The sequence below is a fragment of the Nonomuraea sp. NPDC048892 genome, assembly GCF_040649735.1.
Classification (GTDB): domain Bacteria; phylum Actinomycetota; class Actinomycetes; order Streptosporangiales; family Streptosporangiaceae; genus Nonomuraea; species Nonomuraea maheshkhaliensis.
Map to the genome: position 1 here is coordinate 47568 of NZ_JBEZFZ010000001.1, position 14466 is coordinate 62033.

The 14466-nt window shown below is 69.8% G+C and carries 13 protein-coding genes; 4 read left to right on the forward strand and 9 right to left on the reverse strand.

Annotated features, from left to right (window positions below; all coding sequences use genetic code 11):
* Nucleotides 1-8: 8 nt before the first annotated feature.
* Both AB0C28_RS00235 and AB0C28_RS00240 read right to left on the reverse strand, forming a co-directional pair.
* On the reverse strand, nucleotides 9-1235 hold the full coding sequence (locus AB0C28_RS00235) for an enolase C-terminal domain-like protein (protein ID WP_357862788.1): 1227 nt from the start codon (nucleotides 1233-1235) through the stop codon (nucleotides 9-11).
* Nucleotides 1232-4168, reverse strand: a complete 2937-nt coding sequence (locus AB0C28_RS00240; protein WP_358072360.1) for a glycoside hydrolase family 38 C-terminal domain-containing protein — start codon at nucleotides 4166-4168, stop codon at nucleotides 1232-1234. Before AB0C28_RS00240 ends, AB0C28_RS00235 begins: the two co-directional genes overlap by 4 nt.
* 149 nt (nucleotides 4169-4317) lie before the next feature.
* Here AB0C28_RS00240 and AB0C28_RS00245 point away from each other — a divergent pair, with 149 nt between their 5' ends.
* A complete protein-coding gene (locus tag AB0C28_RS00245) occupies nucleotides 4318-5424 on the forward strand; it encodes an RNA-guided endonuclease TnpB family protein (protein WP_357862792.1) in 1107 nt (368 codons plus the stop codon).
* 120 nt (nucleotides 5425-5544) lie between these two features.
* On the opposite strand, the gene AB0C28_RS00250 is transcribed toward AB0C28_RS00245, so the two are convergent.
* The 6 genes from AB0C28_RS00250 to AB0C28_RS00275 form a co-directional block, all read right to left on the reverse strand.
* Nucleotides 5545-6357 (reverse strand): carbohydrate ABC transporter permease, encoded by an 813-nt coding sequence (locus tag AB0C28_RS00250; RefSeq protein WP_358072362.1) that lies wholly within the window; start codon nucleotides 6355-6357, stop codon nucleotides 5545-5547.
* Entirely contained in the window at nucleotides 6354-7205 is an 852-nt protein-coding gene (locus AB0C28_RS00255) for a sugar ABC transporter permease (protein WP_357862796.1), read from the reverse strand. The genes AB0C28_RS00250 and AB0C28_RS00255 overlap by 4 nt, the downstream gene beginning before the upstream one ends.
* Nucleotides 7206-7233: 28 nt before the next feature.
* Entirely contained in the window at nucleotides 7234-8484 is a 1251-nt protein-coding gene (locus tag AB0C28_RS00260; RefSeq protein WP_357862798.1) for an ABC transporter substrate-binding protein, read from the reverse strand.
* A 46-nt stretch (nucleotides 8485-8530) separates the two neighbouring features.
* Nucleotides 8531-9226, reverse strand: coding sequence for a FadR/GntR family transcriptional regulator (locus AB0C28_RS00265; protein WP_357862800.1), 696 nt, complete (start codon nucleotides 9224-9226; stop codon nucleotides 8531-8533).
* A gap of 92 nt (nucleotides 9227-9318) precedes the next feature.
* Nucleotides 9319-9840, reverse strand: a complete 522-nt coding sequence (locus AB0C28_RS00270; RefSeq protein WP_357862802.1) for a DUF305 domain-containing protein — start codon at nucleotides 9838-9840, stop codon at nucleotides 9319-9321.
* A 93-nt stretch (nucleotides 9841-9933) separates the two neighbouring features.
* Nucleotides 9934-11178: a phosphotransferase gene (locus AB0C28_RS00275; RefSeq protein ID WP_357862804.1), complete on the reverse strand. Its 1245-nt coding sequence runs from the start codon at nucleotides 11176-11178 to the stop codon at nucleotides 9934-9936.
* A gap of 86 nt (nucleotides 11179-11264) precedes the next feature.
* On the opposite strand from AB0C28_RS00275, the gene AB0C28_RS00280 reads away from it, so the two are divergent.
* The gene (locus AB0C28_RS00280) at nucleotides 11265-12218 is read left to right on the forward strand and encodes an LLM class flavin-dependent oxidoreductase (protein ID WP_358072364.1); all 954 of its coding nucleotides are present in this window, start codon (nucleotides 11265-11267) and stop codon (nucleotides 12216-12218) included.
* A gap of 118 nt (nucleotides 12219-12336) precedes the next feature.
* Here AB0C28_RS00280 and AB0C28_RS00285 read toward each other — a convergent pair whose 3' ends face one another.
* Nucleotides 12337-13263, reverse strand: a complete 927-nt coding sequence (locus AB0C28_RS00285) for an RNA polymerase sigma-70 factor (protein WP_357862835.1) — start codon at nucleotides 13261-13263, stop codon at nucleotides 12337-12339.
* Between the two features lie 124 nt (nucleotides 13264-13387).
* Between AB0C28_RS00285 and AB0C28_RS00290 the strand changes: the two genes are divergently transcribed.
* Together AB0C28_RS00290 and AB0C28_RS00295 are read left to right on the forward strand one after the other, a co-directional pair.
* Nucleotides 13388-14233, forward strand: a complete 846-nt coding sequence (locus tag AB0C28_RS00290) for an SDR family NAD(P)-dependent oxidoreductase (protein WP_358072366.1) — start codon at nucleotides 13388-13390, stop codon at nucleotides 14231-14233.
* A 51-nt stretch (nucleotides 14234-14284) separates the two neighbouring features.
* Entirely contained in the window at nucleotides 14285-14434 is a 150-nt protein-coding gene (locus AB0C28_RS00295) for a hypothetical protein (RefSeq protein WP_357862810.1), read from the forward strand.
* Nucleotides 14435-14466: the final 32 nt, after the last annotated feature.

Consider the following 14466-nt stretch of genomic DNA (forward strand, 5'->3'; position numbering starts at 1 on the left):
TCAACACATTATGGTGCGATATCGCGCTCCGGGTCCGCGAAGCGCTCGTTGGGCACCGTGGCGTACCAGCCGGGACGCCCCGGATCACGGTCATACGGGTAGCCGCCCTGCTCCCGGTAGAGCTCCGCGTACCGGGCCACCCGCTCCTTGTCCAGCCGCACGCCCAGCCCTGGACCGGACGGGACGGAGATGGCGCCCTCCGAGTACGCCATCTTGCCGCCCTCGATCACGTCGTCCCTGAGCTGGTGGTAGTGCGCGTCGGCAGAGTAGGTGAGGTTGGGCAGCACCGCACCCAGGTGCAGCATGGTCGCGAGCTGGATGCCCAGCTCCCCCGACGAGTGCACGGCCACCCCGAGCTGGAACGTCTCGCACACCCCCGCCGCCTTCACGCACGGCCTGATGCCACCCCAGAACGTCGTGTCGAGCAGGATCACGTCGGCGCCTCTGCGCAGCACGTTGGAGGCGAGCTGCTCGAAGTTGACCACCACCGTGTTGGTCGCCAGCGGCACCCTGACCTGCTCGCGCACGATCCGCAGCCCTTCGAGCCCCCAGACGGGGTCCTCCAGGTAGTCGTTGTCCAGGTGCTCGATGGCCTTGCCGAAGCGCAGGCCCTCGGCCACCGACAGCACGGCGTTGGGGTCGTACCTGAGCCGGTCTCCCGGGAACGCCTCGGCCAGGGCGCGGTAGCACTCCAGCTCGTGGTCCGGCGGGAACACTCCGCCCTTCAGCTTGTGCACGGTGAACCCGTGGGCCGCCTTGAGCGCGGCCGTGTGCTCGACGAGCTGGTCGGGGGTGCGGATCTCGGGATGGCCTTCTGCGGCGTACCGGAAGAACAGGTAGGAGGCGAACGGCACCCGGTCGCGCACGCGCCCGCCGAGCAGGTCGTGCACGGGCACCCCGAGATGCTGGCCGATCAGGTCGAGGCAGGCGAACTCGATCGCGGCCAGCAGCTGCGTGCGGTTGTTGTAGAGCGAGGCCGTCGGGTTCGCGATCTTGAAACGCAGCGCCTCAAGCTGGAACGGGTCATGATCCTTCAGGTACGGCAGCAACGCGCTGAACGCCGCCTCGGCGCTCTCGCCCCCGCCGCCCATCTCCCCCAGGCCGATCAGCCCGTTGTCGGCCTCGACCTCGACGATCGTGCGGACGAACCGGCCCCAGTGTGCGCCGTTGCTGTGCCGCAGCGGCGCTTCGAGCGGGACCGCGACCGTCGTGGCCCTGATGTCGACGATCTTCACTGACGCGTCCCCCTGACCACGGCCACCCCGCAGGCGGGCAGGCTCACGTCGGCCGGCTCGAATCCCGGCATCGTCACCGTCGCCCGCACCGGCTCGGCGGCCAGCGACTGCAGCCGCACGACGCCGTCGTGGCCGAGCGAGGTGATCAGCACGTCCGGATGGTCGACCGACGCGTACGTCTCCGACACGTCCGGGCTGTCGGTGACCAGCACGCCGACGAACGGCTCGCACAACCCGGCGGCGGCCGCGGCGCCGAGCCGCACACCGGTCGCCTCGACGCTGGAGGTGACCGCGTAGCGGAAGGTGGTCTCACCTTGCTGCTGAGTGGGGAAGTTGGTGTCCCAGATGTTGTTGAGCGCCCACGAGTAGACCGTGCCGTCCTCCTCGTCGAGGGTCGGCGGGAACGGCGCGTACGGCATGTGGATGGTGCCGAGCTGCACCAGCGGCGCCTCCAGCGTGGCCCACGCGATGCTCAGCCCTGGCTCGTCGAAGGCGATCCAGTGCCTGATCGGCAGCATGTACTCGGCCGAGCCCGGCACTCTCGCCACGTCGGGGCCGCCGACGCCGCCGGTCAGCTCCCAGGCGGTGGCCTTGCCCGCGGCGAACGGGAAGGCCAGGAAGACCGCCTCCTTGGCCGGGGTGCCCTGCTTGGCGAGCTGGTAGGTCAGGTCGAGCCTGGGCACGCCGTGGTGCAGCTCGATCGTGGTCCGGATCCAGTCCACGCCCTTGCCCTGCAACTCCACGACCAGCTTCTCGCCCACGGCCGTGCGCGTGACCTCCTTGACGACGGCGCCCCGGCCGATGGCGCGGTCGCCGAGCAGCGTGCGGTCCTGCGCACCGACATGTCCCGACATGTGGTTGAAATGGGGGGCGGTGGCGTACTGGTCGTAGACGTACTGACCGAAGCCGGCCGCGGCCTCGCCGTTGACGAGTTCCCTGCCCGCGCGCTTGTCGAAGATCGAGCTGACGTAGCCTTCGCGCACGTCGTACGCGACGCGGTAGAACTCGTTCTCGATCACGCCGTCCCGGTCGAGCTCGACCGGCTCGGGCGCCTGTGCCTCGCCGGGAACGACGTCGATGCGGGCGTAGCCGTAGCCCGGAATGTCCGGCACGACGGCGTGCACGTGCCGCCCGATCGGCCTGGTCGGCCAGTCCGCCGGGTCCACCAGCTCCTCGTGGTGCGGCAGCGTCCGCCCGGTCCGCGAGTCGACCAGCGCGATCGGCACGTCCGGGCCCACCACGTCGCGCGGCAGGAACGCGCGCACGACGTCGGTACGGGCCCAGGTGGCCGGGTTGAAGACGGCGAAGGAGGCCAGCGCGCCGCCCTCGGTGCCCCGCTCCGACAGCGCCGCGGCGAACCTGCGGGTCGCGGCGTGCAGCAGGTCGCTCGCGTCGTCCTGGGCTGAGTAGGCGCCCGAGGACTTGCGCGTCCACTGCAGGCCGCCGGAGTCGCCGCCCTCCTCGGCGTCCTCCCACGGGTTGGCCGCGCCCCAGGTGTGCTCGTTGAACAGGGCGACCTTGTCGTAGGCGGCGTCGATCTGCTCGGTCGCGTCCACGCCGGCCAACGTGTGCAGCGTCTCGGCCACGCGCAGGGCCGACTGGGCGCGGCGGACGTACCCGAGCGGGCGCGCCCCCGAGCCGAGCCCGTCGGCCCACCAGTCGGTCCAGTCGCCCTCGTGCACGGAGAGCCGGTCGAGGTAGTGCTCCTCGACGTGTTCGAAGAAGTCGCTGTTGACCGCCGAGCGCAGGCGCGGGAAGGCCCACTGCTCGTTCCACCGGCGCGCGATCGTCGCGGGCACGATCGACGGGCCCGCGTTGTCGGCGTGGGCGCCCTGCACCCGCAGGTGCAGCACGTCCAGCTCGTACGGCTCCTTCGGCGCGTCAGGCCCCTGCCAGCCGAACGTCCCGGGCCCGTACGGATAGCCCCGCGTGGCCAAGGCGGACAGGTAACGCGGCAGCAGGTCGTCGGCCAGCTCGTAGGAGTCGGTCAGCCCGACCGTGTTGCCCTCCATGTACGCCATCCCGTGCGGCGTGTCGGTGAACCACACGATGATCTCGTTGCCACTCGGCGCCCGCCACCGGAACGGCCGGGTGAGCTTGTCGCCGCCGTGCAGGTAGGGCACCGAGCGCCCGGCCCAGTTGTGCGCGGCGGCCAGGTAACGCACGCCCGCCTGGCTGAGCGCGTCCACCAGGCCCACGACCGCCCCCGGCACGTCGGTGTGCATGGCCGACCTGGTGGTGAAGCCGTGCCGCTGCTCCAGCTGGGCGATGAAGCGCAGCTGCCGGTGCAGCTCCTCGGTCGAGCACGCCTCGGTGTGCAGCTGGAACGGCAGCGCGGTCACCTCGATCAGGCCCGCCCTGGCCAGCTCGGCGAAGGAGTCGACCATCTCCTTGGGCCGGGCGTCGAGCCATTTCAGCGCCGGCATCGACGACTCGACCGTCCACCTGAACCTGGCGTCGTCCGGCCAGGACGCGGTCTCCTCCGCCAGCCGCAGCGCGGAGTCGAGGTAGTCGAGGTGGTGGCGCAGCACCGTGCCCTGCGGGTCGGTGTAGCCGATGTCCAGGTGCGAGTGGTGCACCACGAACACGCTCCACTTGCGCTGCGGCGTCACCGTGATCCGCGCGCTGCCGACCACCCCGGCGTCGTCGCGGCACTCCAGGGTCAGCGTGCGCGGCGCGTCCACCTCGGGCACCAGCAGCGTGACGTCCTTGCCCGAGCCGCTGTCCACGCCGACGAGCACGTGCGTCAGCGGCTCGGTGCTGCAGACGCGCACGGCCTGGCGGCCGTCGTGGGTGAACAGCGGCAGCACCGCGACCCGCACCTCCAGCCCGCGCACGCTGATGACGGGCGTGGAGGTGTCGTCGCGCAGCGCCTGCCTGATCCCGTCGTAGTCAGGGCTTCCCAGGCTGCGCTGCAGCAACCGGCTGGTCATTGAATACCTCCGAGGAGATCCCCGCCTTCAGGCGGGGGAGGAATCGGACCCCTGCGGAGCAGGACAGGGGCAGCCGATTCGCCGTAAGGCGAACCGGCGTATCGAACAAACGCACGAGTATTTCTTGATCGTTCGATATGATGTGGGGCGTGGCGCAGATCGTGAAGCGGGCCTACAAGTACCGCTTCTACCCGACCCCCGAGCAGGCCGCAGAGCTTGCCCGGACGTTCGGGTGCGTCCGCCTCGTCTACAACAAGGCGCTGGAGGAGCGCACCCGCGCCTACACCGTGGAAGGCCGCGGCGTCTCCTACGCGGAGTCGTCGGCGATGCTCACGGAGTGGAAGCGCAGCGGCGAGTTCGGCTTCCTGTCGGAGGTGTCGTGTGTGCCGTTGCAGCAGGCGTTGCGTCATCTGCAGGCGGGGTTCGCCAACTTCTTCGCCAAGCGCGCCAAGTACCCGACGTTCAAGTCCCGCAAGAAGTCGCGGGCGTCGGCCGAGTACACCCGCTCGGCGTTCCGCTGGCGTGACGGGGAGTTGACGCTGGCCAAGATGGACGCGCCGCTGAACATCGTGTGGTCGCGTCCGTTGCCGGAAGGCGCGCAGCCGTCCACGGTGACCGTGAGCCGGGACGCGGCCGGGCGCTGGTTCATCTCCCTGCTGGTGGAGGAGAAGATCAGTCCTCTCCCGGCCGTGACGCAGAACGTAGGCGTGGATGCGGGCATTACCGCGCTGGCCACACTCTCGACTGGTGAGAAGATCGTCAACCCGCGTCATGAGCGCTGCGGCCGGCGCAAGCTGGCCAAGGCCCAGCGGGCACTGGCCCGAAAAGAGAAGGGGTCGAACAACCGGGCAAAGGCTCGCCTGAAGGTGGCCCAGGTGTACGCCCGGATCGCCGACCGCAGAAGGGATCACCTGCACCAGGTCACTACACGGCTCATTCGCGAGAACCAAGTGATCGCCGTGGAAGACCTGACCGTCGGCAACCTGGTCAAGAATCACAGCCTGGCCCGCGCCATCTCTGATGCCTCCTGGCGGCAGTTGCGCTCCATGCTGGAGTACAAGGCCGCCTGGTACGGGCGCACCCTGGTGGCGGTGGACCGCTGGTTCCCCTCCAGCAAGCTGTGCTCTGTGTGCGGGGCACTGCGAGCAACGATGCCGTTGAACGTCCGCAAATGGGAGTGCGCCTGCGGCGCGATCCACGACCGGGATGTGAACGCCGCGAAGAACGTGCTCGCCGCCGGGCTGGCGGAGAACTGAAACGTCTGTGGAGCTGGTGTCAGACCTCAACGAGAGTCCTCTCGGGCGGGCAACCGGCGATGAAGCAGGAACCCTCACGGGCGACCGTGGGAATCCCCCTCCTTCAGGAGGGGGAGGATGTCAATGAACACTCCCTAGTGACAGGCCCCTGGCGAAGAGGCGCTGGGTGGCGAGGAACAGCACGACGGTCGGCAGCGAGACCACCAGCCCGGCGGCCAGGCCGACGGGGACAGGGGTGCCGGCGTAGACGTCGGTCATCAGACCCGCGATGGCGGTCATCACCGGCCGCACGTCCTCGGTCTGGCTGAGGGTCAGGCCGAAGATGAGGTCGTTCCAGATGAAGGTGAACTCCAGGATGAACACGGCCGTCAGCGCCGTGAACGAGATCGGCAGGTAGATGCGCCAGAAGATGCGCCACGTGGAGGCGCCGTCCATCCGCGCCGCCTCGAAGATCGAGAAGGCGACGCCGGAGTAGAAGTTGCGCAGCACGAACGCGGCCAGCGGCACGTTGATCGCCGTGTAGACGAGGATCAGGCCGAGGCGGCTGTCGTACAGGCCGGCGTCGCTGTAGCCGACGAACAGCGGCACGAGCAGCATCTGGGAGGGGAACACGGTGCCGCCGAAGATCAGCAGGAACCACCAGAACCCGCCGCGCAGCCGCAGCACCACGATCACGTAGCCGGCCAGCGCCCCGATGATCACGCCGAGCAGCGGCGAGACGACGCTGTAGAGCGCGGTGCTGGCCAGGCTCTGCGACAGGTTCGCGCCCTCCAGGGCCTGCGCGAAGTTGTCGAACAGGGCGAAGTCGCCGGAGGGGATCCAGGCGCTGCCCGGATCGTACGAGCTCGCCGGCCGGGAGGCGTTGACGAGCAGCAGGTACGTCGGCCCGAGCCAGACCAGCCCGAGCACGATCAGCACGGCACGCCTGATCATGTGGCCGTCACCTGCCTCTTCAGATACAGGTAGGACGCCAGCCCGGTGACGACGGTCAGCAGCACGGCCACCGCCGAGCCGTAGCCGTAGTCGCTGGCCACGAACGTCTCCTTGTACATGGTCACCGCGAGCGTCTCGGAGTTGCGTCCAGGGCCGCCCTGCGTCAGCACCCACACGATGTCGAACGTCTTCAGCCCGGCCACCAGCGCGAGCCCGACCACGACCGCCGTCAGCGGCCGCATGAGCGGCCAGATCACGTGCCGGAACAGCCGCCAGCCCGCGGCCCCGTCGAGCCGCGCGGCCTCGATCGGCTCCTTGGGGATCGACTGCAGCCCGACGACGAACAGCAGCGTGTTCACCCCGAGCTGCTGCCAGGTCCAGACCGCGAGCATGGCGAACGTGTTGGCGGGCGCCTCCTGGAGGAACGCGGTGTCCACGCCGAGCAGCAGGTTGGCGATGCCGTCGTGGGACAGGATCGGGCTCCACACCATGGCCAGGCCCGCGCCGCTCAGCGCGTACGGCAGCATGAACGGCACCCGGTACCACGCGCCGCCCTTGATGTCGTACGACAGCACCGCCACCAGCAGCCCGAGCCCGACCGGCAGCACCATGGTGCCGATCACCCAGATGAGCGTGTTGCGGGTGGAGGTGAGCAGCGCCTCGTCCTGGAACAGCTTGGCGAAGTTGGCCAGGCCGACGAACGCCGGCGGCTCAAGGCCGTCGTAGCGGGTCAGGCTCAGGTAGGCCGTCCACACGAACGGCGCGTAGAGCAGCCCGGCGACCAGCAGGACCGCGGGCGCGACGTATCCGTACCTGAACCGGCCGAGCATGGGAGCGGTGTTTCTCATGGCCTCGTCCCGTGAGGCGTTCCCCCGCTCACTGGTGGGTGCTCCAGTACTCGTCGGCGGCCTTCTGGATCGTCTCCAGGACCTCCTTGTACGTGCCGGGCTCGGTGACGAACTTGCTGAACCCGTCGAGCGCGGCGGTCAGCACGGGCGGCGGCGTGGCCTCGAAATAGCGGTTGACCAGGCGATATTTGCCGCTGCCCGCGTCCTTGGTGACCGTGCCGAGTGCCTTGTCATCGATCGTCACCTTCGGGTTGGCGCTCACGTCGCCGCGGCTGGTCGCCCACTTCTCCTGAGCCTCGGCGCTCGTCCACCACTTCAGGTACTTCTGACTGGCGTCGGGGTCGGCCGCCTTGGTCAGCGAGCACAGCGGCCCGCTCTCGAAGATCATCGAGGTCTTGGGCAGCGCGGGGTTCACGTTCGGGATGACGAAGAAGTCGTAGTCGGTGCCCGCCTTCATGTCCCGCGTGGTCATGCTGGTGTTGAACCAGGAGCCGAACGAGACCATCGCGGCCTTGCCGTTCTTCAGCACGTCGCCGGGGTCGGTCTTGTCGCCCGGGTTGATGAAGTAGCCGGCGTCGATGAGCTGCTTCCACCGCTCCATCACCTGGACCACGCCCGGGTCGGTGTACTTGGCCTTGCCGGTGGCCAGGCGGTCGTACAGGTCGGGGTCGGTGCCGGCCATGAGCTGCTCGAACCAGACGAAGGAGAACAGCACGCTGGTGTGGTAGAAGGCCTTGACGCCGTTCTTCTTCAGCGTCTCGGCGGTGGCGACCAGGTCGTCCCAGGTCTGCGGGGGCTTGAGCCCGTACTTGTCGAAGATCTGCTTGTTGTAGAACATCCCCCAGTAGGCGACGTTCATCGGCACGCAGTACTGCTTGCCGCCGACGGTGTAGTAGGGCAGGAGGTCCTGCGACAGGTCGCCGGCCTTGATGGCCTCCTGCCAGATGGCCGTGGTGTCGGCCACCTGCTTCTGCTTGACCACCTCCTCCAGCATCCCCCCGGTCTGCCAGGTGAACAGATCAGGCTTGACCTTCGTCCGGAACGACGCCTTGATGAAGGCCTGGTACTGGGCCGAGTCGGTGTAGCCCGTGGGTTTCATGCCGAGGCCGATCTGCTGCTTGGACAGCGCGCCCATCTCGTCGAAGTACTTGGTCCACGCGCCCTTGTCGTTGTACAGCGTCAGCTCGGTCTTCTTCTGCGGCGCCTCGGCGCTGTTGCCACCGCACGCGGTCAGGACGAGCGCCGCCACGCCGAGCGTGGCCACACGTGACCGGAACATGGGCCGGCCTCCTTGGTTCTATCGGGGGGACTTTCATCGGGGGCCCCTATCGGGGTCGCATCCTGTGCTGGATGACCGTCTTCACGTCCGCCAGGTGACTGCGCATGAGCTCCTCGGCCCGCGCGGCGTCGCGCGCCTCGATGGCCGACAGGATCGCCACGTGCTCCTCGTAGTCGCGGCGCCGGTCGTCGAAGATCTGCAGGATCTCGCGCTGCTCCGGGCCGTGCACGGTGAGCAGCGAGTCGACGACCTCGTGCAGGACGCTGTTGCCCGCCAGCCGGGCCGTGGCCCGGTGGAAGGTCATGTTCGCGTCGTGCAGCTCGGCGTCCTCGCCGCGCAGGTGGCTGCCCGCCCCGTCGAGCACCTGCTTGAGCGTCGCCAGCTCCTCCTGGCCGGCGCGCTCGGCGGCCATGGCGGCCAGCGGGGGCTCGATCACGATCCGCGCGTCGAGCAGCTCAAGCAGCTGGGCCGCGTGGATCTCGCGCATGTTGGGGTTGGGCAGGACCAGCCGCTCGATGGCGGCCCCGACGTAGATGCCGGAGCCGTGCCGCAGCTCGATGGCCCCGGTGGCCTCAAGCCGGCGCAGCGCCTCGCGCAGGGTGGGAGTGGTGACGGCGAAGCGCTGGGAGAGTTCCCTGGTCGAAGGCAGCCTGTCGCCGGGCCGATGCCCTCCTGTACGGATGAGCTCCAGCATGCGCTCGGTCAGAGCGTCGGAAAGCGTAGGCCGCGCTACCTCGGACATATCAAGTGATCTAATCACTTCTCGGCGACGGCGTCTATGAGGAGTTTGGTTTTCCTGCGGTCGTGGTTGTGCGGGCGCTTACGGTCCGGCGGTCACTTCTTGATCAGGTCCATCATCAGGTCGATCTGCCCTCGGCGGGACGTCTGCACCTGGGCCGCCCACCGCTGCACCTCAGGGTTGACCCCGTTCGCCACCTCGGCGGCGGCCATCTGCACGGCGTCGTCCTGGTGCGCGATCAGCAGGTTGCACAGGTCGTACTCGAAGTTCTTCGACGCCTTCAGCGCCTGGATCTGCTTGGCGTCGGTCTCCGGCCGGCCGCCGTGGTGGTCGTGCGCCTCCGCGGCCGGGGTGAGCGGCTGCTGCCAGGAGTGCAGCCAGCGCAGCATCATCTCGACCTCGCCCTGCTGGGTGCTCTCGATCGCCGCGGTGAGCGTCTTCAGCTCGGAGGTGGTGGCGCGCGACGTGCCGACCTTGGCGATCTCGATGCCCTGCCGATGGTGCTGCACCATCATCTGCACGAACATCACGTCCTCGGCGTTGACCGGCTCCTCCGGCTCCTGCTGCCCGCACGCGGCGGCCAGCAGGAGCACGAGGACGGCTAAGAGTGCGCGCACCCGCATCAGCTCCTTTTAGGAAATGTTCCTAAATGATGCGATGCGGGGGCGCAAGTGCACTACCTCCTCATCGGCCACGGGCCCGGGCTCGACCTACTGAAGGGTGCGCAGGAAGGTGAGTGCTTCCTCGGTGTGACTCGTGGCGATCTCCGTCATGAAGTCACGGTCGGGGAAGTCGCCGTCCAGCAGCCGCAACGGCCCCGCCACCAGCGACAGGTGGTGGGCCAGCCGGTAGAAGCGCAGCCGCCGCTCGTCCAGGCCGTCCAGCCGCAACCGCTCGTAGTGATCGCCGAAGCGGATCTTCAGGAAGACGTGCTCCCACTCGACGTCGAAGTACGACGCGCCCTCGATGTCGATGAGGACCGGCTCGTTCCGGTCGTCCAGCAGGACGTGATCCGGGCCGAGCTCGCCGTGGATGAGCCCGTGACCGGGTCGCGGGCGTACGGCGGCGTGCAGGTCGAGCAGGGCGGCCTCGAACGCGTCCCGCTCGGCCGCGATCCGCCCGACCCGCCCGGCCGCCTCCCGCAGATCCTTCAACGACCACCGCAACACAACCTCAGGACACGAGCCCTCGTGGCCATGGGAGGCCCCGCCACCAGCCGAGTCTCCGCCGCCGCCGTTGTGGACACCTCCGCCGTCGGAGATCCCGTCGCCGTCGCCGTGATACGTCCCCTCGACGTCATCTCCGCGACCGATGGCGGCATCGCCGTCGCCCTCTTCCGCCCTGCCGTGATCGATTTCGGCGATCCGGCCAGGGCGGGGCGCCCGGCACGTGCTCATCAGCCGCAACGACTCCGCCAGGCGGTCCATCATGGGCGCGGCCCTCTCGGGGTCCTCCAGCAACCGCGCCTCCAGGGTCCCGCCGCGCAGGTCCTCGACGACGGCGGCGTCCGACGGCAGCCACTCGCCGGCGCAGGAGGCGAGGAGCAGGCGCGGCACGCGTACCCCGAGCCCTTCGAACCGCGCCCGGCTCGCCTCGAACAGCTCCATCCCGGACGGCTCCCCCACCGTCCCACCCTGACCGCCCTGACTGCCCAGACCGCCCTGACTGCCCAGACCGCCCTGACCGTCGGGAGGACCGGAGACGCCCTGACCGCCCTCACCGCCTGAGACGCTCTGGCCGGTGGGGGCCTGCCAGTAGTCCTCGTCCTGGCTCCAGACGTAGAGGATCGCGCTGCGCCCGTCGCCGGCCGACAGCCGGTAGACGCCCTTGCTGGTGCCGCCCCGCAACCGCTGCACCGTCACCGGCGTCCGGCTCGGGCCGAAGACCTCCCGCGCCAGCGGCGCCACGTCATCCGCCCCGACGAACCGCCGCTCACCTGTCCTGGGTTTTCGCATAGGGACGATCGTGGCTTTCGGCCACCCAGAACGCCACCGGGTTTCGCCGTTGACCTCGACCTGACTTGAGGTTGCATCGTTGGCGCATGGGAAATTTCGCGATCGGCGTCATCCTGCCCGGGGTCAGCGTGCAGCGCAGGGACGGCCTCACGTTGCAGGAGGCCGCCAGGCACCTGGAGCAGGCCGGGCTCGACGGAGCTTGGCACGGCGACCACCTCGCCATCGGCGGCCCGACCCTGGACGCCCCCGTCGCCCTGGCCACCGCCGCCGCGGCCACCACCCGGATCAGCATCGGCACCAGCGTGTTCGTCCCCGCCATCCGCCCGCTCGCGTGGGCCGCCAAGCAGGTCGCCTCCCTCCAGTACGTCTCCGTCGGCCGCCTCGTCCTCGGCGTGGGCTCAGGAGGCGGTCCCGAGCAGTGGGCCGCGGCCGGCGTCCCGTACGGAGCACGCGGTCCCCGCACGGACGCCGCACTGGAACTCCTGCCGCGTCTCCTGTCCGGCAAGCCCACCCACCTCACCCCTCTCCCCGTCTCCGCGCGAGAGACCGGGCCGATCACCGAACACGGACCGGCCGCCGAGCAGGGGCCGGTGGTGGAGTTGGCGCCGGCCGTGGAGATGCCGCCCGTTTGGGTCGGGAACGCGTCGCCGGCGGCGATCCGGCGGGCCGCCCGCCTGGGCGACGGCTGGTTCCCGTCCCTGATCTCGCCGGAAGAGGTCGCCACCGGCCGGGCCAGGCTGGCCGAGTTGGCCTCCGAGTACGGCCGCCGTACCCCGATCATCGCGATCGGCGGCACCTCGGCCCTGGGCGGCGACGGCCTGCCCACCCGGGAGGAGATCGCCGCCGGCATCAGCGGCGCCTACGGCCGCCCGCTGGACGAGGTGATCGGCCTCCCCCTCACCGGCTCACCCGAGCAAGCGGCCGAGCGCCTGGCCGCGTACCGGGAGGCGGGAGCGAGCCACGCCGTGATCGGCATCGCGGGCGGCGACTGGCGCACCCAGGTCGACGCCCTCGCACAAACCCGCGCCCTCCTGCGCTGACCTCACCACCAGGTCACACGCCTCCTGCACCGACCTCACCACCAGGTCACACGCCTCCTGCGCCGCCATCGACACCGAGCCGCACCGACCTCGGCGCCGCAGCCACGGCGCCCGCTGGTCACGGTGTCCGCTGGTCGCGGCGGGCCTGCTTCTTCTCGTGGATGACCGCGAGGGCGTCGGCGACCGGACCCAGATGCCCGAGCTTGTCGGGGTTGGCGATCGAGCGGATGGTCTGAATGCGTCCGTCCAGGATGTCGATCGCCCAGGCGATGACGATCAGCCCGTCGCGGTCGCGGATGATCGCGCCCGGCTGGCCGTTCACCTCGTGCGTCTCCAGCACCGCGCCGATCCAGGCGAACGGCGGGATGGCGACGGCCAGCACCCTGGCCACCCTCTCCGCGCCGAAGAGCGGAACCGTACTGCCGACCTTGCCGCCGCCGTCGTTGACCAGCTGCACCTCGGCGGCCAGCAACTCGCGCAGCCCGTCCACGTCCCCGTCCTTGAGCGCGCCGAAGAACCGCGCGGCGAGCCGGTCGCGCGAGCGGCGATCCGCCTCGAAACGGGGCAGACCCGCGTCCATGTGGCGGCGCGCCTTCACCCCGAGCTGACGGCACGCGGCCTCCGACCGCTCCACGGCGGCGGCGATCTCCCGATAGCTGAACGCGAACACCTCGCGCAGCACGAAGACCGCCCGCTCAAGCGGGCTCAGCCGCTCCAGCAGGATCAGCGCCGCCATCGACACCGAGTCGGCCAGCTCCGCCGACCGCGCGGGATCCTGGTACGGGTCGCTCAGCAGCGGCTCGGGAAACCACGGCCCGACATACGCCTCGCGCCGGACACGGGCCGAGCGCAGCACGTCGATCGAGATCCGGGTCACCGTGGCCGACAGGAACGCCTTGGGCGACTCGGCCCGGGTCGCGGAGCCGTCGTAACGCAGCCACGCCTCCTGTACGGCGTCCTCGGCCTCGCTCACGCTGCCCAGGATCCGGTACGCGATCGCGAACAGCAGCGGCCGTAGCTCCTGGAACTCCTCCGTACGGGTCACGCCCTCCACTGATACATCATTCCCGACAAAAGTGGGTGGTGTCGCAGGTCACATCCCGACCGGCTCACATCCGTAAGGGGCTGTCTCGTCCAGGGGTTGTCACCCTGAAAACGAGGAGCACACCATGCAGAAAGTCTGGTTCGTCACCGGCTCGAACCGCGGCCTCGGCCGCAACTTCGTCGAGGCCGCCCTGGCGCGCGGTGACAAGGTCGCCGCCACCGCCAGGAGCACCGCCGCCCTCAAGGAACTGACCGACACCTACGGCGACGCCATCCTCCCGCTGGAACTGGACGTGACCGACAGGGCCGCCGTCTTCGCGACCGTGAAGCAGGCCAAAGAGCACTTCGGCCGGCTCGACGTCATCGTGAACAACGCCGGCTACGCCCAGATCGGCGCGGTCGAGGAGCTGACCGAGCGGGAATTGCGCGACCAGCTCGAAACCAACCTGTTCGGCGCGGTGTGGGTGGTCCAGGCCGCGCTGCCGTACCTGCGCGAGCAGCGCTCGGGCCACATCGTCCAGCTGTCGTCGGCGGCCGGGATCATCGCGATGCCACTCGGCGGCGCCTACCACGCCTCCAAGTGGGCCCTGGAGGGCCTGAACGAGGCGCTCGCCGGCGAGGTCGCCGAGTTCGGCGTCAAGCTGACCGTGATCGAGCCCGCCGGCTTCGCCACCCGCGACGGCAACAACCCCGACCCGCTCGCCAACGGCCACATGGCCACCACCGACCCGGCCTACGACGCCGTCCGTCAGCGGCTCGGCGCGATAGCGGGCAAGATGCCCGCCGGAGACCCGGCCGCCGCGGCCCAGGCGCTGCTGAAGCTGGTCGACTCCGCCAACCCGCCGGTGCGGGTGCTGTTCGGCAAGGGCTTCTACCCGATGATCCAGCAGGCCTACGCCGCCCGGCTCAAGACCTGGGAGGACTGGCAGGACCTGTCGATCGAGGCCCACGGCACGCATGACGCCCGCTGACTGCCGTACGGCATCGAAGGGCTCTGCGACGCGGCCGCGACGAGGATCACCATGACGTACAGCAGGAAGATCACCGCCACGACCGCGATCGCCAGCAGGCAGCCCGTGGCGCCGAACTGCGGCGACGCGGCCGGAGGTGGCGGAGCGGGCCACGGCACGGGCGGCGGAGCAGCCGGCCGCGTCGGCGGGTGGAAGGCGTGACGGGGCACAGGCGGCGGGTGGACGGCGTGATG

Coding starts and splice junctions, on each gene's coding strand:
- AB0C28_RS00240 (WP_358072360.1), bottom strand. CDS start 4,168: ATGACCAGCCGGTTGCTGCAGCGCAGCCTGGGAAGCCCTGACTACGAC.
- AB0C28_RS00250 (WP_358072362.1), bottom strand. CDS start 6,357: ATGATCAGGCGTGCCGTGCTGATCGTGCTCGGGCTGGTCTGGCTCGGG.
- AB0C28_RS00255 (WP_357862796.1), bottom strand. CDS start 7,205: ATGAGAAACACCGCTCCCATGCTCGGCCGGTTCAGGTACGGATACGTC.
- AB0C28_RS00260 (WP_357862798.1), bottom strand. CDS start 8,484: ATGTTCCGGTCACGTGTGGCCACGCTCGGCGTGGCGGCGCTCGTCCTG.
- AB0C28_RS00265 (WP_357862800.1), bottom strand. CDS start 9,226: ATGTCCGAGGTAGCGCGGCCTACGCTTTCCGACGCTCTGACCGAGCGC.
- AB0C28_RS00275 (WP_357862804.1), bottom strand. CDS start 11,178: ATGCGAAAACCCAGGACAGGTGAGCGGCGGTTCGTCGGGGCGGATGAC.
- AB0C28_RS00280 (WP_358072364.1), top strand. CDS start 11,265: ATGGGAAATTTCGCGATCGGCGTCATCCTGCCCGGGGTCAGCGTGCAG.
- AB0C28_RS00290 (WP_358072366.1), top strand. CDS start 13,388: ATGCAGAAAGTCTGGTTCGTCACCGGCTCGAACCGCGGCCTCGGCCGC.
- AB0C28_RS00295 (WP_357862810.1), top strand. CDS start 14,285: ATGACGTACAGCAGGAAGATCACCGCCACGACCGCGATCGCCAGCAGG.